This is a genomic window from Kangiella sediminilitoris (assembly GCF_001708405.1).
Taxonomy (GTDB): domain Bacteria; phylum Pseudomonadota; class Gammaproteobacteria; order Enterobacterales; family Kangiellaceae; genus Kangiella; species Kangiella sediminilitoris.
The window spans coordinates 1,915,140-1,936,472 of sequence record NZ_CP012418.1 but is presented as its reverse complement, the minus strand read 5'-3'; the positions used below and the strand labels follow the sequence as shown (position 1 = coordinate 1,936,472).

The following is a 21,333-nucleotide window of genomic DNA, read 5'->3' as shown; positions in this document are numbered from 1 at the left end:
GACCCTTTCCTAGGATAAAGTTCCTGCCTAATTAAGAGGGGAGACTTCGCCGCCACTAAATAATCCCCAAGACAGTTGTCGGATGAACCGTCCGTAAACGTCCATGGTTAAAGAACCTGTTAATCCATAAACCATATGGTTGGGGTTTTGAGTAAACTCAACCAGCTCAGGGATTATGAGGAACGAGTCATGGCCTAAAGCGAAAAAGCGTGCCAAGCTGTTGGTTGAGTTTGGAACTAACTGTTTCATGCGTCTACGGCTGTCTTGTATTTCCTCTGTGCTACCTAGCATCCAGGGAGCATCAGTAAATGATATTCCGTCCAAATCATTGTCACGAGATGGGTTAGTGCTGCCGGTGTAAACTGCTGATGTTGCATATACAGGCAGGTCGTAAGCGTAGTAATAATTTAAATATGGTTTAATAATTCGTGCTTTATCGACCTTTGATACCATAAAAATAAAGTCTGCAGTGGCTGAACCCTGGCCACTCGCCTCTATTGGCAAATTGAGGAGGTTCTGTAGATCTTGGGCTCGTTTTTCTGCTTGGTCTGCACCGAGCATAGACATGACAGCTGCTTTGACATTTTGGTTGTGAGATATATTGGCAGTCTTTACCACGTAGCCACCCATTTGCTCAAACTCATTCGTAAATGCCTCTACGGCTCTCTTCCCAATAGCCTGGTCTGCATTGATGACAAAGGCGCGTGTCTGTCCCTCTCGGATAGCATGACGCGCAATCTGTCTTGCCTCATCTTCAACTGGTAAACCAAATTGGAAAAAATTGTTTGGTACGTAATTTGAATCTAACCTATTCAAAGCCAGAGTTGGGATGGGAAGGTTGGGCTGGGCCGTCAAGTCATCAATATTGGACTTTAATAATGGGCCTACAATAAAGTCCACGCCATCTTCGAAAGCCTTTTGATACAAGGTTTGCATATCAATACCCTGCGTATCATAAACAACTATTTCTGCAGATTCAGCAATATTGCTCTGTTGGTAATAACCTGCCATAAATCCATCACGAATAAGGTGACCAACTGGAGCGAGTTTTCCGCTCATAGGGACAAAAAGTCCGACTCGGGTTGGTTTGGTGACAGCAAAGTCAATGGAGCCAATCTGGCTCATATCAATGTAACTTTTAGCGGGATGCTCAGGGTAAATGTTTGACCATTCCTCCATTGCAGCAGACATGCTTGACGCGCTTCGGGCGTAACGTTTATAGATAATGGCCATGTCAAGCCAGCCGAGAATGCTGTGATCAGCCGCTCTGTTCCTTTTTATTTCAATTGCTCCCATAGGCGAAAGGAGCAACTCTTGCCAGGCGAGCTCTCTTTGCTCTGATGCAACTCTGAAATTTTTGAATAAGTCATCGGCTTCAAGACGGACTACTGCAGCGTCGGCTAAACGATTATTAGCGGCGAGACTGTCAGCCAGCTGGATAGCATAGTGTGCTTGCCACCCAATGCTGTGGTCTTGAGGATTACTTACGGATTGCAAAGAGCGTATAGCTTCTAAAGGCTTTCCTTGACTGAGAGCCACTTCACCAAATAGAAGGTAATAAGCATCCCTTTCTTCAAGTGGTAACTCGGTTGGCTGAAAGCTTCGAAGAACGGCGTATGATTCGGCCTCTGAGTCTCGCTCTTTATATGCAATGGCTGCTTTCAGTTTAAAAGGAGCTTGTGCTGTGCCTTGTAGCTGCTCAGCTTGACTAAGGTAATACTCAGGCGGCTGAGCCACCCGATCTCTAATACCATGATCCTGGGTCAAGCTACCGGTTTGAGTGGTAACGCAAGCTGTCAGTAAAAAACCACTTAATGCTAATAATAGGTTCTTGTTAAAAGACTTTTTTGTCATAATCTCATTCTCAAGACTTTATTAGAGCGTATTCTAAGCTTTAGGTGTCGACATAGCAAAGAACCAGTCGCAGATTTGAAAGATTCTTACAAGGAAAATTCCATGAAAAGTCATCAGGTTAACGAAGCATCCGGTATTCTTTACGTGGTTGCTACGCCAATCGGTAATATTGACGATATGTCGTACCGTGCGGTGACTACTTTACAGCAGGTTAACTTAATCTGTGCTGAAGATACTCGGCATAGTCAACGTCTGATGGAACATTATGCGATTAAGACCCCAATGATGTCTTTGCATGAACATAATGAACAGTCGCGTATTCAGCAGATCATGGATCGCCTGGAGTCGGGAGACTCAATTGCTTTGATCTCTGATGCGGGTACGCCATTGATAAGCGACCCCGGTTTTAAGTTAGTGAGGGAGTTAAGAGATAAAGGGTATAAGGTCAGTCCAATACCAGGTCCCAGTGCTATTGTTACTGCTTTGTCAGTGGCGGGTTTAGCTACCGATAGTTTTAGTTTTTGGGGATTTCTACCTGCGAAATCGAGCGCCAGAAAAGCCCGGTATAGTGAGTTGGCTGAACATAGCGAAACTCTGGTATTTTATGAATCCTCACACCGTATTGTGGACAGCTTAAAGGATTTACTGGAAGTTCTCGGTGATCGAACTATAGCGGTGGCAAGGGAATTAACCAAAAACTTTGAAACAATTATCTCTTCTGAGACGTCTAAGGTAATAGAGATGATGCTAGCCGACTCAAATCAGCAGAAAGGTGAGTTCGTGTTAATCATCAGTGGTAATACTCCAAGTGAAAAGGGCTTGAGTGTAGAAGCCAAAAACGTAATGGGTAGTTTATTGAGCGAATTACCGCCTAATAAAGCTGCCAAGCTCGCAGCGCAGATTACTGGTACAAAAAAGAAGGAGTTATATCAGTGGGCGCTGGAGCAGAAAGATAATTAATCGGAGGTTATATGTATAACTTTAAATCGTACATAACAGGTATAATTGCTTTAATATCATTAGCTATGGCACCTTCTCTTAGTGTTGCTGACGCTGAAAATGATGCTAAAGGCAAGTCCGCCATCGAGGTCACCTGGGGTGATTTTAATGACTTCCGGGATGTTAGCCCAGCGATGGAACCTAGAGGAGCCTTCCATGAGCGTGTAAAACGTAGTTTTGATAAATTCTTTACGGAATATAGCGAAGAGTTGCCTGAAGGTCAGACATTAGTTCTAAAGATCAATGACCTGGATTTGGCTGGAGCAGTACAGTTCGGGGCAACTAATGAATTTCGAGTTATGAAGGACGTTGACTTCCCTAGAATGAGTTTCAGCTATAAGTTATTGGATAACAATAAGAATGTAGTAAAACAGGGTAATGCAAGTATTAAAGATATGAACTATCTTCATCATGAGAAGACATGGAAGCGCTCTAGAGAAGGGTTTTACTATGAAAAACGAATGTTTAAAGAGTGGGTTAAAGAAAATATACTCAACTAGATTTTTAAACTAGCCAAAGGGCAAGGAGAGTAACTTTTCCTTGCCTTTTTTTGTGCGAGGACTAAACTTGCTGCAAAGCTGGCCAGACAGTCGCTGCTCGTGCCCCGTGCATGAGGAGAGGAAAGTCCGGACTTCATAGAGCAGGGTGCCAGGTAACGCCTGGGCGGCGTAAGCCGACGGAAAGTGCAGCAGAAAATATACCGCCGATGTTCTTCGGAGCAGGTAAGGTTGAAATGGTGCGGTAAGAGCGCACCGCGCTTCTGGCAACAGTAAGCGGCATGGTAAACCCCACCCGAAGCAAGACCAAATAGGGTTCCGTATGGCGTGGCTCGCGTTGGAACCGGGTAGGTTGCTGGAGCCATCGAGCGATTGATGGCCTAGACGAATGACTGTCCACGACAGAATCCGGCTTATCGGCCAGCTTTTCTTTTTCGCTTTTTGCGCTGAGGCCCTCCACTTTTATAGGTTGGGCTAGCTTTGGCGTAACCCAACAGTGTATCTTTTTATAGTTCCAGGTTTATTATCAATGCCATGAGTATTTCTATGTTCATTTTCTTTGTGCCTGACCGCAGGGAATCCCTTGGCGCAAGAAAAGTAGCTCGCTATAAAAGCGAAATAAACACTTAAAAAGTACAAACGGTTAACCTAATTCCAATTTGGTATGTTACCTTCACCTATATCAAGATTATTTTCTACGGCTTATGAACTATGAAACAAGTCACTGAAGGAGAATGGTTAGAAATTGCTAGCCCTTACCCTCTGTGCACCCTTCCATTTGCATTAAGCAAGCTAGCTTCTAAGTTTGACTTTAAGCTAACAACATACTCTGAAAACGGCCTCGGAGAGCTCAATTCTGCTATCGTATAGATAGATGGCATAAACTACTGGCTCTCTTCTCCGCATGTAGAGCAGCAATGGGGAACTTCTGTTCAAATACAAAGTTTCGAGTCTAACTCTAAAACAGCACTAAATACTCTTCTGGATAAATTACAACTCAATGATAACGATCTTTTATGGAAAAACGATGAGTTAGGCCCAGCTAAGTGGGCGTTATACCGACTGGATGACAACGTCAACGAAATTTTAATTAAAACTTTTCTCGACAAAAGCAGTGCCCAGTTTGTAGCAGAACAGTATGAAAAAAAGGGACACAAACAAAGTTACTTTGTGCATGAGTTAATACTCTCCTAATTCATTGTTGGGTTACGCCTAGCGGCTAACCCAACCTATGACTGGCGTAGGCTTATGCTCTTATAACCCCTTTAAAGTTAGCCGAGAGAGAAAAAGTTATAGCGTAAATTAGTAGGTGACCGTAGGGAATCCCCTTGGGAGAGCCTAATTTAGTTAAGACGAAACAGAGATGTTTCGTTTAGCGGCGCGTAAATAACTTTTGTGAACGAGGGGAGTCCGAAGGACCTAACGCGCAGGGTGCCTTTTCTTTTGGTTCGTTTTCTTTGCCCCGAAGGGATTCCCTGCGGTCAGGCACAAAGAAAATGAACATCTAAAATTAATTACTGGTTAAAAGTAAAACTATAAACCGCGATCCCACACGCCGTAGCTACGTTCATTGATGAATTACGTCCCAGCATGGGGATGTGTGTAGTGATGTCGGCTAGGCTTAGCAAGTCTTCACTAACCCCCGAGTTTTCCGAGCCGAGTATTAAGCAAATTTTGGTGTCTTTTTCTAGCTTCAGTTCTTGAATGGGAATGCTGTCGCTGGTTATTTCCAGCGCGACAATGGTGTAATTATCTTCCTTTAGTTCTTCTATTAGCTCTACCGGATTAACGAATGTTTTGTAATCGACGTACTTTTCCGTACTACGTGACGTTTTTCTAATTTTATTATTTGGTGGAATGGGAGTGTTCCCTGACAGGTAAATTTTTTCCACGCCTAGTGCGTCGCTTATACGAAATATGCTGCCAACATTCATCGGCACTGTAATGTCATGAACTAGAATTCTTATAGGATGCTTATTATTACCACCTAGATGATCGTGGTGTTCGAGTTGTCGGTTATCACTCATGCTCAATTGGCGGGACTTGTACAGGTGGCATTAGTTTGCCTGAGCTTAATAATTTTGGCAAAAGTTGTTGTTTAGCTTAGTACTGAAAAAAGTCAGCGCCGGTTTTTCATCAGAAGTCACTAGGGGTAGTCTGAGATATTAGAGGCGCTGACTATTATGCTTTTAAAGTCTGTTGTAAAAACTAAGACTCTTCCTCTCCAGTCTCTTCAGATTGAGTGGTGACTAGAGCACGAGTATGATCACCATAGACGGGCTTCTCATTGCGTAGCATGTCCATGATTATTTGAAACTGTTCTGCATTAACGGGGATTGAGCGACTGCGCTCGTTATCGTAGTAAGTAAACCAGAAATAACCGCGGTTTTGACTGGAATCCCACCAGCCTTGGTATTTTTGTATGAGCTTAATAGCCATAGGAAACTCCTTTTCTCATAATCCATTTTTAAGTTGCTGGAAGGGGGTACACGTCCTGTGTAACACCCCTTTATACCAACAAGCTCTTCCTGAGCTGTTCTCTTCCATAAGAGACTCTTTCCTAGAGTTCTCGTCCTGAGATATTCTCTTCCTGAGAATAATCCATCACTCCTGTCCTTTTGAGTGGAACCATTCCATTGGTTCGATTGTTATTTAACTATAATTAGTGTGAGGGATATAGTCGTAAAAGATGAAGGTTTTGTGAGACATTGTCCATTGTTACCAGAGGTTATTACTCGTACTCTAGCTCATCAAAAATCGGCATTGGCCCAAACACGTTGGATTGAGTAATGGTTGTAAAAATTTCCAAAGCTTTAATCCCTTTGCTTGAATTACCTTTACTATTCAATCCAGGGCTCCACACGGCGATACTATATTGATCGGGATAAATAGCGACGATACCACCTCCTACACCACTTTTCCCAGGTAGTCCCACTTTAAATGCGAACTCACCAGCTTCGTCATAAAAGCCGCAAAGCAGCATGATAGAATTTATTCGTTTGGTTTCCTGCGCCGTCAGTACTCTTTTGTTAGTAAGTGGATTCTTGCCGCCCCGTGCCAAGAACATAAATGTCTGGGCCAAATCTTTGCATGACATTTCGATAGAGCATAGATAAAAATAGAAATCGAGTACCTGCTCGACGTCATTATCAATATTGCCAAAAGATTTCATGAGATTAATGTGGGCGTTGTTTTTGTAACCACATTCCTTTTCCGAAGCTGCTGTTTCTTCGCGGTATTGGATGTTGGGGTTACCCGAGAGCTCACGAACGAAGCGAATAAAGTCGTCGTAGGGATTTTCTAGCTGGCTAATCAATATGTCACAGATGACTATGGCGCCGGCGTTAATCAAAGGGTTCCGGGGTATCCCTTGTTCATATTCCAGTTGCACCAGTGAATTAAAAGGGCTGCCGGAAGGTTCGACGCCAACACGCTTCCATAAGTCAGTGCCAACTAATTTAAAGGCATAAACAAGCGACAGAACCTTAGAAATACTTTGTATCGAAAAGGGCTCTTCAGTATCGCCATGAGCATATTCGTGTCCTTCTTCAGTCACCAGGTACATACCGAATTTATTGGGATTGCCTTTTGCCAGTGCTGGAATGTAGGTCGCGACCTGGCCGATTTCATCAAATCCTTTGAGTTCGTTACTAATTTCCTGGAATATCTCTTGATAATTCATAGGTTTAAGGTCAGATTCAATGTGCCAATGCCATCAGTGTAGCAAGCTAGAGCTTAAATATCAGTCAATAAAAAGGCTGTTTTATAATGCCTACTTATAGGATAATGAAGAAGTAACAGGTAAATCCCCTTAAAAATCGAGAAATATAGAAAAATAATCCCAAAAATTGGCTTTTTCCGCCTCAGTTCCTGATTTTATCGACAGTTTTACCCTAAAAAATACAATTTAACTTAAAGTAATTTCTAACTTATAACGCTAATTTGATGAAAAACTTGAGTTTTATTTTTGCGTGTTTGTTAGTGCCAACTAACCCATGCTAAGTGTTTGTCAAATAAGGACATTTTTCACATTTTACTTGCAAATTTGCCTTGCAAAAATCATACAAACTTCATATAGTGTAGAGAAGTGGAGAAAAGTGTCGCAAAGTGGATCGAATAGGATCAGTGAAGATCAACCGACTACTGAGCGTTGTTAAAAGATGAAAATGCAAGACCTGATTTCAGTGGAGTCGAGAATTTAGAAAGCGGTTGGTTGAGCTCTCTCCCAATGAGCCCTTTCTAAATTCTCCCCACAGAATAAGCAGAAGCAAGATTTCATCGAATGAGTTAAATGGGGTCAGAAGAAGCCAATGTTTAGAGGCGCAACAGCAATAAATATGGACGCGAAAGGTCGCATCGCCATCCCGGCGAAGTACCGCTCGCGTTTTCATGATGCTTGCGCTAATCAAATTGTGGTTACTATTGACCTGTTTGACCCATGTTTACTGCTTTTCCCACTACCCCAATGGGAGCAACTCGAAGCAACCCTAGACACTTTTTCCAATACCGATCCTAATCAACGTCGTATCAAAAGAATGTTACTCGGACATGCATCTGAGCATGAAATCGATGGCAATGGACGTATTCTTCTACCTCCTGTTTTGCGTGAGTATGCGCAATTAGAGAAGGAAGTACTTCTTGCTGGCCAAGGTAAAACGTTCCAAATCTGGAATGAAACCAACTGGCATCAGAAGATTGAAGAAGATGTGGCTGCATTAGGTGAAGGTCCACTTGATACAGAGAATTTACCGGACCTGGCGTTTTAGTTATGAAAGACAAGGCGCACGATTCGGTTCTACTAGATGAAGCAGTGGAGGCTCTAGTGATCAACCCTGATGGCATATACATTGACTGCACATTTGGCCGCGGTGGTCATAGTCGGGCAGTATTGTCTGCGCTATCAGAAAACGGTCGTTTAATGGCTTTTGATAAAGATCCTCAGGCAATTGAGAAAGGCCAGGCACTGGAGCGTGAAGATTCACGGTTTGAAATAATACATGGAAGTTTTTCATTATTGGAACAGGAAGTTAAAGAACATGGTTTGTTCGGTCAGATTGACGGGGTTTTGATGGACTTAGGAGTGTCATCACCACAGTTAGATCAAGCTGAGCGAGGCTTTAGCTTTATGCAGGATGGTCCACTGGATATGAGAATGGATACCAGTAGTGGACAGACAGCAGAGGGCTGGATTGCCAATACTGAAGAAGAGGACATGGTATGGGCATTCAAAACGTATGGTGAAGAACGTTATGCAAAGAGGATAGCTCGAGCAATTATTGAGAAACGCCAGAAGGCTCCAATTACAAGGACGCTACAGCTGGCTGAAATTATTAAAGAAGCTCATCCTCGCTGGGAAAAACATAAACATCCGGCGACTCGCTGCTTCCAGGCAATAAGAATTGCGGTTAACAGCGAACTGGATGATTTAGCTAAAACGCTAGAGCAGTCACTTGAGTGCTTAAAAGTCGGTGGTCGAATTGTTGCCATTAGCTTTCACTCGCTGGAAGACCGAATGGTAAAGCGGTTTATACAAAAACAGGAAAGAGGTCAGGATTTTCCGCCTGGACTGCCAGTGACAGAAGACATGATCAAGCGGCGGATGAAAAAGGTCGGCAAGTTTACCAGAGCTGGTGACGAGGAGTTAGCAAGAAATAACCGCGCACGTAGCGCGGTTATGCGTATTGCGGAGAAGATCGCATGAATAAGAAAAAGGCCAGAGAAACCAATAGCTTATGGCCTTTTTATAGCTTGGCAGCAGTATTGATGCGACGTTTCGGTGTATTAATGTTGGGTGCGGTTGTTGTGGTATCAGGAATAGTAGTCGCGTATCAGACCCATCAGCACCGTCAGGCAACGATAGCGTTTAAGCAGTTGCAGGACGAACAGACAGCACTGGATTTGCAATGGCAAAAACTTCGCCTGGAGCAAAGCGCGTTAGCGGAGCACAGCAGAATTGAGCAACTGGCAGAAGAAAAATTAAAAATGAAGCACACAGACAATGCTGATGAGATCATCATGAAACCAGCTCTTAGAAGTAAAGAGTAGAGGATCAAAAAGTAATGAAGAAAGTTCGGAACCGCAAAGTTAAAACAGTACCACTGTGTACATGGCGTTTTTACGTCATGACCGGCGTACTGTTGTGTGGTTTTGTAGCTTTGATTGGTCGAGCCGCATATTTGCAGGTGGTTTCGGCGGAAGACTTAACTAAAGCGGGAGAATCTCGCTCAGTCAGAGTTAAAGGTATATCAAGTCATCGTGGTCTAATTATGGACCGAAACGGTGTGGAGCTGGCACGTTCAGTGCCAACAGAGTCGGTGTGGTTAGACGTAGAGACCTTGCTTAAAACTCCGGATATTTTAAACAGCGAGGAGTGGAGTGCATTTTCAGCTGCGTTAAAACGTAATAAAAACGAATTAAATCAGTGGGTTAAAAAGCGTTCTGACCGCCGTTTCGTATGGCTCGAGCGTCAGGTTGATCCAAATGTTTCTCTTTATATCAAGCGACTTGATATCGATGGTGTTAATTTCAAAACTGAATACCGACGCTATTATCCAAGCGCTGAAGTGACTGCGCATGTTGTTGGATTTACTGGTGTTGATGACAAAGGATTGGAGGGTGTTGAAAAAGCATTTGATACCTTCCTTACTGGAAAGCCGGGCAAAGAGAAAGTCGTAGTAGACCTCTATCGTCGTGTGGTTGAAGAGCGTGGCGTTCTGGCAAAGGCAGAACAAGGGAATGATCTACAACTCAGCATTGACTCAAGAATACAGTCAGCGGCTTATAAAGAATTGAAACGAGCAGTATTATCTAACGGAGCAAAAGGTGGCTCGGTTGTTGTTATGGACGTACATACTGGGGAGGTTCTAGCCATGGCTAGTCAGCCTTCATTCAACCCCAACCGTTCTGATAGCCGGTTACCAGCACTGACCCGAAACCGCTCAATTACAGATATGTTTGAGCCGGGCTCGACAGTAAAACCCCTAACAGTCATAAGTGGGCTGACAAGCGGTAAGTTTGATGTCGACAGTAAAGTAGACACGTCACCCGGTCGCATGTACCTCGACTACGCCTATGTTAAAGATCACCGAAATTACGGTGTTTTAACGTTAGATGGCATTATTAAAAAATCGAGTAATATGGGCGTGTCTAAAATTGCCCTGGAGTTAACGGATGAAGAGTTCTTAAGTACCCTTTATGCCGTTGGTTTTGGTGTTGAGACAGGCTTAGGTATTCAAGGTGAAGCGGACGGTAAATTAACTCCTAGACCAAACTGGTCTCGACATGAAAAAGCTACCTGGTCATATGGTTATGGCTTTATGGTCACTCCAATTCAGCTTGCTCAGGCGTATTCGATTTTAGGCTCTGGCGGAATAAAGCGTACACCAACTCTGTTGAAGCGTTCAGAGGAAGAGGAAATCGAAGGGGAACGAGTGATTGAACCTGAAATTGCTTTGTCTGTAGTGAAAATGATGGAGCAGGTTACTCAGGACGGTGGAACAGGTACGCGTGCGAGAGTTGATGGGTATCGTGTAGCTGGAAAAACCGGTACTTCGAGAAAAGCCGTACGCGGTGGTTATGGAGATGAATACGTTACATATTTTGCAGGCCTGGTTCCTGCAACCAACCCACAGTTCGCCATTGTAGTAATGGTAGATGAGCCAGCAGGTGACAGTTATTACGGTGGTACAGTCTCAGCTCCTGTGTTTGCGGAAGTCGCTGATACTGCATTACATCTTATGAATATTGCTCCAGATGGTGAGATGAGTCATCCGGCAGTTGCAACTGCTACTGGAGGGGTGAGCCATGACTAAGTACCTGGGTAGTAACTTCAAACCAAAAACACTTTCACGAGTGTTGAAGGGACTGATTTCGAAAGAGCAGATGGGTAATCTCGCAGAGTATGAGGTTGCTGGGGTCTGTCTTGATAGTCGAGCTGTAACTGATGACGTTTTATTTATTGCCTATCCTGGCCATGTAGCCGATGGAAGAAATTATTTTAAGCAAGCTGTAGAAGCGGGCGCCAAAGCCATAGTTGCTGAAAAAGAGGGGCTTGAAGAGTTTGTGGATTTGGAGCATACCTCCGATAGTGATGTGTGCCTTTTGAATTATCAAGGTATTCCTCTGGTTGCCATAAAAGACCTGATACAGTTCAGTGGAATTATTGCAGCTCGATTCTATGGAAATCCAACTCGCAAAATGACCGTCACTGGTATTACAGGAACAAACGGTAAAACCAGCTGTTGCTATTTGCTGGCACAGGCGTTGGAGTTTTTACATTACCCCACCTTGATGTTAAGCACGATCGGTAATGGCAATCCCTCTGCGCTACAGGTGACACAGAACACAACACCGGATGCCGTAACCTTACAGCGAATCTGTGCTGAATATTTACAGCAAAAGAACCATTATATGACGATGGAAGTCTCGTCACATGGCTTATTACAGGGGCGCGTCAATGGGGTCGAATTTAGTGTCGCTCTATTTACAAACCTGTCAGTGGACCACTTGGATTATCACGGTGACATGGAGTCCTACTTTCAGGCCAAGCGTCAACTGTTTTTAAAGAAAGACTTAAAAGCTGTGGTTATCAACGCTGATGATGAATACGGCTGCCGTTTGTTGCAGGATAGTGAGATTAAATGTGAAAAAATTGCTTACAGTCAGCGCGGTGAAGATAAGGAAATTCATAAGGGGCATTGGATAACTAGCGAGAATACATACCTAAGCTTACAGGGAATAAAGGCCGATCTTCATACACCGTGGGGTAGTGCAAAGCTGCACTCCAGCTTGCTTGGGCAGTTTAACTTATCCAATATCATGGCAGTCGCTGGAGCATTAGGGGCCATGCTAGGCGACAGTCATAAGTGGATTGTCGCGTTAAACTCAGCAAACTCTGTTCCGGGTCGAATGCAGAAATTTAGTGGAACGGGAAAGCCAACTATCGTAGTCGATTATGCACATACACCTGATGCTTTAGAAAAGGCCCTGGAAGCTTTAAGAGCGCATTGCTCTGAGGGTGAGGTGTGGGCAGTTTTTGGCTGCGGCGGGGATCGAGATAACAGTAAAAGGCCTATTATGGGCAAAGTTGCTGAAAGCCATGCTGATAAGGTCATTATTACAGATGATAACCCACGGACTGAAGAGCGTGAATCAATAGTCGAGATGATTCGCAAGGGTATGGCCAATCAAGAGACTCCTTACATTAGCAGCCGTCTGGAGGCGATCAAGTATGCTCTTGAAAATGCAGGGCCGAAGGACATGATTCTTGTGGCTGGCAAAGGGCATGAGGACTATCAGGTGATTGGTACTGAAAAAATCCATTACAGCGACTTAGAGTCTGTGGCGGAGTTGATGGAGGTAACTGAATGATTCCTTTGACTTTATCCGCAATTGCAGACTTCTGTGCCGGGCAGTTAATCGGTAATGACCTGACCGTTGAGCGCGTTATGACTGATAGCCGTGAAGATTGCACGGGCAGTTTATTTGTTGCATTAGTGGGAGACCGGTTTGATGCACATGAGTTCATCAATACCGCCAAAAACCAAGGTGCCTCCGCGCTAATGGTCAGCAGACAGGTTGAAAGCGAATTACCGCAAATACTGGTCAAAGATACTCAAAAGGCATTAGGCCAACTGGCCAGGTTTGTACGTCAGGAAGTTAATCCAAAAGTGATTGGAATTACTGGCAGCGCGGGAAAAACCACCGTAAAAGAGTTAGTCGCATCTATATTACGCTTAAAGGGAAATGTCTTAGCTACACAGGGTAACTTCAATAATCATATTGGTGTGCCATTAACTCTATTACAGTTAACCCAGGATCACGATTATGCAGTGATAGAAATGGGGGCTAACCATAAGGGTGAAATCGCCTACTGTGCCAGTATCGCCAAGCCGGATGTCAGCGTAATCAATAATGTTGAACCTGCCCATATCGAAGGATTCGGATCCATTGAGGGCGTGGCAGAAGCAAAGTCCGAAATCTATCAGGCTCTGGGGCAAGATGGAACAGCGATAATAAATCTGGACTGTGACTTTGCTTCACAATGGCAGGAAGAGTTTATCGACTGTCACAAAGTTACAGTATCTCGCCATAATGATGCCCATTTTAGTGCCAATAATGTCCACCTGAATTCAGAAGGCAGTGTGACATTTGATTTGACTAAAAGAAGTATTGGCAGTAAAGACACCGTGACTGTTTCATTGCAATTGGCAGGTGAGCATAACGTGTCCAATGCATTAGTTGCTGCAGCAATTTGTAGCCAGTTCGATGTGGACTTGGAACTCATTAAACAGGGGCTGGAAACAGCTGGAGAAGTCAAAGGACGATTAAATCACTTGCGGGGTCTGGAAGGCTGTCTATTGATTGATGACACCTATAACGCGAGTGTTGGAGCAGTAAAGGCTGCTATTGATGTTTTAACAGGACATCAAGGGGAGCATATTTTTGTCTTTGGCGATATGAAGGAGCTTGGGAAAGACAGTGCTCAGTACCACAAAGACATTGGTTTATACGCCAAAGATAAAGGCGTAGAAAAACTGTACGTCGTGGGAGAAGACGTCAAGCATACAATCAAAGCATTTGGGGAAAATGGCAAATGGTTTGCGGATAAAGTTGCTCTGATAGATGCAATAAAAGAACAAATAACATCACAACAAATAATTTTAATTAAAGGCTCGCGCAGTGCTCGCATGGAACAAGTAGTACAGGCGTTAATAGAGCCACAACTAACAGATAAGAGGGGAGGTTAACCATGCTAACCTGGTTGGCAGAATATTTATCAGAGTTTTACTCAGGTTTTAATGTATTTCAATACTTGACGTTCCGCTCAATCTTGAGCGTGCTCACGGCATTAGGTATCTCGTTATTGGTGGGGCCGCCAATGATCCGACGCTTGAGTAGTTATCAGATCGGTCAGACTGTTCGTGACGACGGACCGCAGACACACTTGAGTAAAGCCGGTACACCAACCATGGGTGGTGCCTTAATTATTGTGGCTATCGTGCTGGCTTGCCTGTTATGGGGAGAGCTGGAAAACCGATATCTTTGGGTTTGCCTGGTCGCCATAGTGGGGTTTGGCCTAGTGGGCTTAGCCGATGATTATATTAAATTGGTTAGAAAAGATCCTAAAGGGCTTATCGCTCGCTGGAAATATCTGTGGCAGTCAGTGATTGGTGCTGGTATTGCAATATATCTCTTCTACACAGCCAGTCCGCAGGAAACTCAGCTGCTGGTACCCTTTGTCAAAGATGTCATGCCACAGCTTGGGCTGATGTTTGTATTCATGGCCTACTTCGTGATTGTTGGTACCAGTAATGCAGTGAATCTCACCGATGGCCTAGACGGGCTTGCCATTTTACCTACAGTTCTGGTCGCTGGCGGACTTGGGATATTCGCTTACCTTACTGGTAACCAGGTGTTCTCAGAATATCTTGCCATTCCATATATCAACGGTGTTGGAGAACTGGTAATTTTTTCAGCCGCTATTGTTGGTGCTGGCTTAGGCTTCCTGTGGTTCAACACCTATCCGGCGCAAGTCTTTATGGGTGATGTGGGAGCTCTTGGATTGGGCGCGGCGCTTGGCACAATTGCTGTGATTGTTAGACAGGAATTAGTCCTTTTCATTATGGGTGGGGTCTTCGTCATAGAGACCGTTTCTGTAATGTTACAGGTCGGTTCATACAAGTTGACTGGAAAAAGAATTTTTAAGATGGCGCCATTACATCATCATTATGAATTAAAAGGGTGGCCAGAGCCTCGAGTGATCGTGCGCTTCTGGATTATTTCATTGATCCTGGTGCTGGTTGGTTTAGCAACCCTGAAAGTACGTTAATAGGGAGTTTATGTAAGCTGATGCAAACGCAAGCAATCGACAATAAGAACCGCTTAATTCTCGGTTTGGGACAAACCGGGCTTTCGGTTGCGCGTTATTTATCAGCACAAAACCAACCTTTCAAGGTCATGGATACCCGTACACATCCACCAGGAGCAGACGAGCTCGCAAAAATTGATAAAGACGCCTTAGTAGACTGGAATGGCCAGAAAATGCTTGGCTATGACCAGTTAGTGGTCAGCCCTGGAATTGCTGTGACGAATCCAGACATTGCAAGAGCGAAGGATTTTGGGGTTGAAATCGTAGGTGATATCGAGTTATTTGCACAGGCTAATACTACGCCAGTAATTGCGATCACAGGATCAAATGGTAAGAGCACGGTTACTGAACTGGTAGGTTTGTTGCTTGAAGCCAGCGGCAACAAGGCGTTGGTTGGCGGCAATATAGGTATGCCGGCGCTTGAACTGTTGCAGCATAGTGAAAAAGATGCAGTCTCAGTATTGGAACTTTCAAGCTTCCAACTTGAGACGACTTATACTTTACAACCTGCGGTTGCCACCATTCTGAATGTCAGTGAAGACCACCTTGACCGATATGCAGACTACAAGGAATACGTCGAGGCTAAACAAAGAATATTCAATCATGCCAAGAAGATTGTAGTTAATGCGGAAGATGAAGTAACACAGCCGGGTAGAACTGGAGCAGACGTCACTTCCTTTGGATTTGGCAGCAAATCAGATTGGCAGGTTGATCTGAAGAATGGGGCATTAGTTGGACACCACAAAAAGCTAATGTCCTTAAATGAGCTAACCCTGCAGGGTGCTCATAATGCTCTGAATGTCGCTGCAGCCTTCGCTCTACTTGATGCTGTAGGCATCCCCATTGATGAGGCAGTGATTCAGAGTGCAAAACACTATGCTGGTATGCCTCACCGTAGCCAGCTTGTGGCGGTGAAAAATGGGGTTACCTTTATTAATGACTCTAAGGCAACCAACGTTGGTGCTACAGTTGCCGCTATAAACAGTTTTGCCCCGAAATTTAATCACAAAATTGTATTAATCGCTGGTGGAGATGCAAAAGGTTCGGATTTGTCGAGTCTTGCGGACAGCATTAATAAACACGCTAAAACATTGATCTGTTTTGGCAAGGATGGTGTTGAGATTGCATCATTAGCACAAGACCGCTCAGTCATCGTGGAAAACTTGTCTCAGGCAGTGGAACAGGCTGTAGCTTCCAGCAAGCCCGGTGATTGCGTATTACTATCACCGGCCTGCGCCAGTTGGGATATGTTTAAGAACTACATCGAACGTGGTGAGCAGTTCGAGCAATTGGTGGAGGCGTTATGACAGGTTTAGTTAACGTATTGCGCTTAAACGATTTTGCAGAACAACTAAAATTGTCTGATCCTAGAACGCGTCTGGATCCCTGGTTGCTAGGACCTGTCATTACCTTATTGGCGATAGGTGTGGTAATGGTGGCATCCAGCTCAATGCCGTTCGCAGAAGATCATATGAAGGGTAATGAATTCTACTTCCTGATCAGGCATTGCGTTTATCTATCTATTGCTATCGTAGCTGCAATTATGACGTTACAGCTGGATACGCGGTTCTGGCAGGAAAATGGCCCTAAATTCCTGGTATTAGGAATTGTACTACTGGTAGCAGTTTTAGTCATAGGTCGTGAGGTTAATGGCAGTAAACGCTGGATTGGAGTCGGCCCATTGACAGTACAACCGGCAGAATTAATGAAATTCTTCTTAGTCATTTATTTAGCAGGATATCTGGTCAGACGTAGCGATGAGTTACAGACTCAGATTAGGGGATTTATGAAGCCGCTTGTTGTCATTGGTCTGGTGGTCGCATTCCTGCTGCTACAACCAGACTTTGGAACTTCAGCAGTAATCGTTGCAACGGCTTTGGCGATGATGTTTTTAGCTGGCGCCAGGCTGTGGCAGTTCATCACACTAACGGTATTTGTTGGGATTGTGATGGGATTAGTCGCCTGGCAGGAGCCCTATCGAATGAAGCGCTTAACCAGTTTCCTTGATCCTTGGGCTGATCAATTTGGCAGCGGATATCAGTTAGTGCAGTCATTGATTGCCTTTGGCCGTGGTGATTGGTTTGGTGTTGGTCTCGGTAACAGCGTACAAAAATTATCTTATCTGCCCGAGGCTCATACTGACTTTGTCTTTGCTGTGTTTGCGGAAGAATTTGGCTTTGTTGGTGTGTTACTGGTGATTTCGTTATTTGCCATTATTTTCTGGAAAGCGCTAAGCATTGGTCGAAGAGCTTTAAAGATGGAGCATCACTTCGCTGCTTATATGTCTTATGGAATCGGTTTCTGGCTAAGTTTGCAGGCACTGATAAATATCGGTGTGGCTAGTGGTTCATTACCGACCAAAGGGCTTACATTACCGTTTATTAGTTACGGTGGTAATTCGCTTATTGTTAGTTGCGTAGCCATGGCAGTGCTTTTGAGAGTTGATTTTGAAGTGCGTCGAAAAGAACACGAGTTTTCAAAGGCGAAAAGTGGCTATCGTCAAAAAAGTCGAGGAGGTCATTCATGAGTGACTCCGTTAATAAGACCATTCTTCTGATGGCTGGTGGAACGGGAGGACATATCTTCCCGGCTCTTGCCGTGGGCAAGCATTTACAGCAACAGGGCTGGAAGCTGCACTGGTTAGGCTCTGAGGGTGGCATGGAAGAAGAGTTGGTGCCAAAACATGGCATTCGCATGACATTGCTTCCAGTTAAAGGTATTCGCAAGAAAGGCCTGACGTCATTATTAAAAGCACCATTCCAGCTACTGAACAGCGTGTTAAAAGCGCGCGCGGTTATTAAAAAGGTGAAACCCGACGTAGCTTTGGGAATGGGTGGTTTCGCCAGTGGCCCAGGAGGGATTGCTGCCAAGCTTTGCGGAGTCCCTCTGGTGTTACACGAACAGAATGCAATTGCAGGGATGACCAACAGTTACCTGAATCGCTTGAGCAATATTACGCTACAGGCTTACCCCGGGGCGTTTGATAACAGTAATAAGCTGGCAACCGTTGGGAACCCTGTAAGAACAGATTTAATGGCTATTGCTAACGCTGAGCAACGCATACACCGAGATAATGGAACCATCAAAATATTAGTAATAGGTGGTAGCCGTGGTGCCATGATCCTGAATCAAAAAGTCCCTGCGATGCTCGACATAATTAACGGCGGCTTAAATGTTGATGTTCGACACCAATGTGGAAGGGGTAATTTAGGTGATGTAGCGGCACGCTATAAACAGATCAAAAATCAGCTGATTACACATGACGTAACGGAATTTATTGAAGATATGGCGGAAGCTTATAGCTGGGCTGACCTGGTTATTTGCCGAGCGGGTGCTTTAACGGTTGCAGAGATAGCAGCAGCAGGATGTGCAGCAATATTTGTACCTTATCCTCACGCCGTTGATGATCATCAGACGCATAATGCTCGTTATTTGGCCAGTCAGGGAGCCGCGTTGATTATCCAGCAACATGATCTGGATGAAACCGTGTTGGCTCAGCAAGTGACTTCTTTAGCAAACGATAAGGAACATTTAATTGAAATGGCTGCAATGGCCAAAAAACTGGCGAAGCCATATGCAACCGAACAGGTAGCTGATTATTGTAAGCGAGCAGCTATTGGCGATTACAGAATTCAAAAAGAAACTAAAGTGACAACAGACAAAGATACGATGCCGGAGGACGCAAATGAGTCAAGATAATATCCAACAGGCGATCCCGGAAATGCGTCGAATAAAGCGTATACACTTTATCGGCATCGGTGGTGCGGGTATGAGCGGTATCGCGGAAGTATTACTTAACCTAGGATACCAGGTAAGTGGTTCGGATCTCCGTCAAAGCCACGTTACTCACAGGCTAGAAGAGCTAGGTGCAGAAATCTTCCTGGGACATAGAGGCAACAATATTCTGGATGTCGATGTGGTTGTCTGCTCAACCGCTATTCCTAAGAACAACCCAGAAGTAGAAGCAGCTAAAGAACGTCGTGTACCTATCGTTCGACGTGCTGAAATGCTAGCGGAATTGATGCGGTTCAGACACGGTATTGCAGTAGCTGGTACTCACGGTAAAACGACTACTACCAGTTTACTGGCAAGTATCTACGCTGAAGGTGGGTATGACCCAACATTTGTTATCGGTGGCTTACTCAATAGCGCCGGTTCGAATGCAAAACTGGGCAAAAGTCGTTACTTCATAGCCGAGGCGGACGAAAGTGATGCATCGTTCTTACATCTCCAGCCAATGGTTTCTGTGGTTACCAATATTGAAGCCGACCATATGGATACTTATGGCGGGGACTTTAAAAATTTAGAAAGTAACTTTATCGATTTCCTACACAACCTGCCGTTTTATGGTTTGGCCGTGATGTGTATAGATGATGAAACCGTACAGGAATTAACGCCCAGAGTATCGCGTCCTACGGTGACTTATGGATTCAATCAGAAGGCTGACGTGAGGGCTATTGACTATGAACAGAGAGGAACAAAAAGCTTCTTTAAAGTTGTGCGTCGGGACTGTGTTGGTGAACTTGAGATTGAATTAAATCTTCCGGGTAAGCACAACGTTCAGAATGCACTGGCGGCTATTGCCGTTGCCACCGATGATGGTGTCAGCGACAAAGCAATCCAAAAAGCATTGTCAGAGTTTGAAGGTATCGGCCGTCGCTTCCAGATGTATGGCGACTTCACGATAGACGATAAAACGGTCACCCTGGTGGATGATTATGGTCATCATCCGAGTGAGGTTAATGCGACCATCAAGGCGTTGCGTCAAAGTTGGCCTGAGCGCCGGTTAGTTATGGTGTATCAGCCACATCGTTATAGCCGAACTCGAGATTTATATGAAGATTTTTGTGCGGTATTGAGTGAAGTTGATGAGCTGGTGATGTTGGAAGTTTACGCTGCTGGTGAAGAGCCGGTTCCGGGAGCTGATAGTCGATCATTATGCCGCAGTATTCGTCAACGTGGGAAGATTGAACCAATTTTCGTTGAGAAAATTGATGAATTACCAGAAGCACTGTCTCACCTGCTGGAGGACGGAGACGTGCTCGTGACGCAGGGTGCCGGAAATGTAGGTAGCCTGGCGCCATCATGGGTTCAGGTAGGACTGGACTTCAAAAAGTTAATGCCGAAGGAGCAGAAGTAATGGGTGCACGATCTGCAGCTGATTACGGAAAAGTCGCAGTTGTTTATGGCGGCTACTCGGCTGAGCGAGAGATTTCGCTAGTGTCGGGTGAGTCTGTACATAAAGCGCTATTGAGCGCTGGTGTAGATGCGTACAAAGTCGATCCAAAGGTGGATGGTTTAGCTGCGATAACTGATCAAGGGTTTGATCGTGTTTGGAATGCCCTGCATGGTCGTGGCGGTGAAGATGGTGTTATTCAGGGTTTTCTGGAGCTTCACCAGATTCCCTACACCGGTAGTGGCGTAATGGCCTCTGCAATCGCCATGGATAAGTTACGTACTAAATTATTATGGAGTGCACAGGGCTTGCCGGTAGCAAAACATAAAATGGTATCGACTGGCAGTTTATCGCTGGTTGAGGCTGATAAGTTGTTGGCTGAGGTTAACGGTTGCGTCATGGTAAAGCCAATACATGAAGGATCCAGTGTGGGTATGGCAAGAGCTGATACCGCTGAGAGTTTGCAGCAAGCTGTGGCTAAAGCACAGCAGTTTGATCAAGAGATCATGCTAGAGGAGTGGATTAACGGCGAAGAATTTACGGTCGCAGTGCTAAATGGTAAGGCACTACCAAGTATACGGGTGGAGACGCCACATACATTTTACGATTTTAACGCTAAGTACAGTAGTAACCAGACTGAATATCATTGCCCAAGTGGCCTTTCATCGGATGATGAGCAGGCATTAGCCAGACTTAGCGAGAAAGCATTTGCGGCATTGGGTTGCTTCGGCTGGGGGCGGGTGGATTTTATGCGCGACTCAAAAACAGGAGACTGGTTATTGCTTGAGGTGAATACGGTACCTGGAATGACACAGTCATCGCTGGTCCCTAAAGCGGCAAAAGTTAGTGGTATCAGTTTTGAAGAGCTGGTTCTGAAAGTGTTGGATACCAGTTTTGAACGGACGCCAATACTAGGCTCTCAATTGGAGGTTAATTAG

19 protein-coding genes and 1 other RNA gene are annotated in these 21,333 nt (G+C 44.7%); 16 read left to right on the top strand and 4 right to left on the bottom strand.

The features are described from left to right. Positions 1-27: 27 nt before the first annotated feature. Complete coding sequence (locus KS2013_RS08945) at positions 28-1,854, bottom strand: penicillin-binding protein activator (protein ID WP_068992727.1); 1,827 nt, start codon at positions 1,852-1,854, stop codon at positions 28-30. A 102-nt stretch (positions 1,855-1,956) separates the two neighbouring features. Between KS2013_RS08945 and rsmI the strand changes: the two genes are divergently transcribed. From rsmI to KS2013_RS11955, 4 genes are all read left to right on the top strand, one after another. Beyond that, entirely contained in the window at positions 1,957-2,814 is an 858-nt protein-coding gene (gene rsmI / locus KS2013_RS08940) for a 16S rRNA (cytidine(1402)-2'-O)-methyltransferase (protein WP_068992725.1), read from the top strand. 11 nt (positions 2,815-2,825) lie between these two features. Then, entirely contained in the window at positions 2,826-3,353 is a 528-nt protein-coding gene (locus KS2013_RS08935) for a DUF3016 domain-containing protein (RefSeq protein ID WP_068992722.1), read from the top strand. A 74-nt stretch (positions 3,354-3,427) separates the two neighbouring features. After that, an RNA gene (gene rnpB, locus KS2013_RS08930) (RNase P RNA component class A) lies at positions 3,428-3,782 on the top strand. 279 nt (positions 3,783-4,061) lie between these two features. Further along, positions 4,062-4,220 (top strand): hypothetical protein, encoded by a 159-nt coding sequence (locus KS2013_RS11955; RefSeq protein WP_156768987.1) that lies wholly within the window; start codon positions 4,062-4,064, stop codon positions 4,218-4,220. 644 nt (positions 4,221-4,864) lie between these two features. Here KS2013_RS11955 and KS2013_RS08925 read toward each other — a convergent pair. From KS2013_RS08925 to KS2013_RS08915, 3 genes are all read right to left on the bottom strand, one after another. Next, entirely contained in the window at positions 4,865-5,377 is a 513-nt protein-coding gene (locus tag KS2013_RS08925) for a TrmH family RNA methyltransferase (protein WP_068992719.1), read from the bottom strand. 181 nt (positions 5,378-5,558) lie between these two features. After that, positions 5,559-5,789: a hypothetical protein gene (locus KS2013_RS08920; protein ID WP_068992716.1), complete on the bottom strand. Its 231-nt coding sequence runs from the start codon at positions 5,787-5,789 to the stop codon at positions 5,559-5,561. A 292-nt stretch (positions 5,790-6,081) separates the two neighbouring features. Beyond that, positions 6,082-7,032, bottom strand: coding sequence for a glutaminase (locus KS2013_RS08915; RefSeq protein WP_068992713.1), 951 nt, complete (start codon positions 7,030-7,032; stop codon positions 6,082-6,084). Between the two features lie 628 nt (positions 7,033-7,660). Between KS2013_RS08915 and mraZ the strand changes: the two genes are divergently transcribed. From mraZ to KS2013_RS08855, 12 genes are read left to right on the top strand one after another with little or no spacing between them, the layout of a single operon-like run. After that, complete coding sequence (gene mraZ, locus KS2013_RS08910) at positions 7,661-8,116, top strand: division/cell wall cluster transcriptional repressor MraZ (protein ID WP_068992710.1); 456 nt, start codon at positions 7,661-7,663, stop codon at positions 8,114-8,116. A 2-nt stretch (positions 8,117-8,118) separates the two neighbouring features. Then, positions 8,119-9,051 (top strand): 16S rRNA (cytosine(1402)-N(4))-methyltransferase RsmH, encoded by a 933-nt coding sequence (gene rsmH, locus KS2013_RS08905; RefSeq protein ID WP_068992707.1) that lies wholly within the window; start codon positions 8,119-8,121, stop codon positions 9,049-9,051. After that, the gene (ftsL, locus tag KS2013_RS08900) at positions 9,048-9,395 is read left to right on the top strand and encodes a cell division protein FtsL (protein ID WP_068992704.1); all 348 of its coding nucleotides are present in this window, start codon (positions 9,048-9,050) and stop codon (positions 9,393-9,395) included. Before rsmH ends, ftsL begins: the two co-directional genes overlap by 4 nt. A gap of 14 nt (positions 9,396-9,409) precedes the next feature. Next, complete coding sequence (locus KS2013_RS08895; RefSeq protein WP_068992700.1) at positions 9,410-11,161, top strand: peptidoglycan D,D-transpeptidase FtsI family protein; 1,752 nt, start codon at positions 9,410-9,412, stop codon at positions 11,159-11,161. Next, positions 11,154-12,719, top strand: a complete 1,566-nt coding sequence (locus KS2013_RS08890; RefSeq protein ID WP_083217828.1) for a UDP-N-acetylmuramoyl-L-alanyl-D-glutamate--2,6-diaminopimelate ligase — start codon at positions 11,154-11,156, stop codon at positions 12,717-12,719. Before KS2013_RS08895 ends, KS2013_RS08890 begins: the two co-directional genes overlap by 8 nt. Next, positions 12,716-14,098, top strand: a complete 1,383-nt coding sequence (locus KS2013_RS08885; protein WP_068992696.1) for a UDP-N-acetylmuramoyl-tripeptide--D-alanyl-D-alanine ligase — start codon at positions 12,716-12,718, stop codon at positions 14,096-14,098. The genes KS2013_RS08890 and KS2013_RS08885 overlap by 4 nt, the downstream gene beginning before the upstream one ends. Before the next feature lie 2 nt (positions 14,099-14,100). Continuing rightward, positions 14,101-15,180 carry a phospho-N-acetylmuramoyl-pentapeptide-transferase gene (gene mraY / locus KS2013_RS08880; RefSeq protein WP_068992693.1) on the top strand — a complete coding sequence of 360 codons (1,080 nt, stop codon included), beginning with the start codon at positions 14,101-14,103 and terminating at the stop codon, positions 15,178-15,180. Positions 15,181-15,200: 20 nt separating this feature from the next. Continuing rightward, a complete protein-coding gene (murD, locus tag KS2013_RS08875) occupies positions 15,201-16,526 on the top strand; it encodes a UDP-N-acetylmuramoyl-L-alanine--D-glutamate ligase (RefSeq protein WP_068992691.1) in 1,326 nt (441 codons plus the stop codon). After that, complete coding sequence (ftsW, locus tag KS2013_RS08870) at positions 16,523-17,746, top strand: putative lipid II flippase FtsW (protein WP_068992689.1); 1,224 nt, start codon at positions 16,523-16,525, stop codon at positions 17,744-17,746. The genes murD and ftsW overlap by 4 nt, the downstream gene beginning before the upstream one ends. Beyond that, complete coding sequence (gene murG / locus KS2013_RS08865; protein WP_068992687.1) at positions 17,743-18,918, top strand: undecaprenyldiphospho-muramoylpentapeptide beta-N-acetylglucosaminyltransferase; 1,176 nt, start codon at positions 17,743-17,745, stop codon at positions 18,916-18,918. Before ftsW ends, murG begins: the two co-directional genes overlap by 4 nt. Next, positions 18,905-20,359 carry a UDP-N-acetylmuramate--L-alanine ligase gene (murC, locus tag KS2013_RS08860; RefSeq protein ID WP_068992685.1) on the top strand — a complete coding sequence of 485 codons (1,455 nt, stop codon included), beginning with the start codon at positions 18,905-18,907 and terminating at the stop codon, positions 20,357-20,359. Before murG ends, murC begins: the two co-directional genes overlap by 14 nt. Then, the gene (locus tag KS2013_RS08855; protein WP_068992682.1) at positions 20,359-21,333 is read left to right on the top strand and encodes a D-alanine--D-alanine ligase; all 975 of its coding nucleotides are present in this window, start codon (positions 20,359-20,361) and stop codon (positions 21,331-21,333) included. The genes murC and KS2013_RS08855 overlap by 1 nt, the downstream gene beginning before the upstream one ends.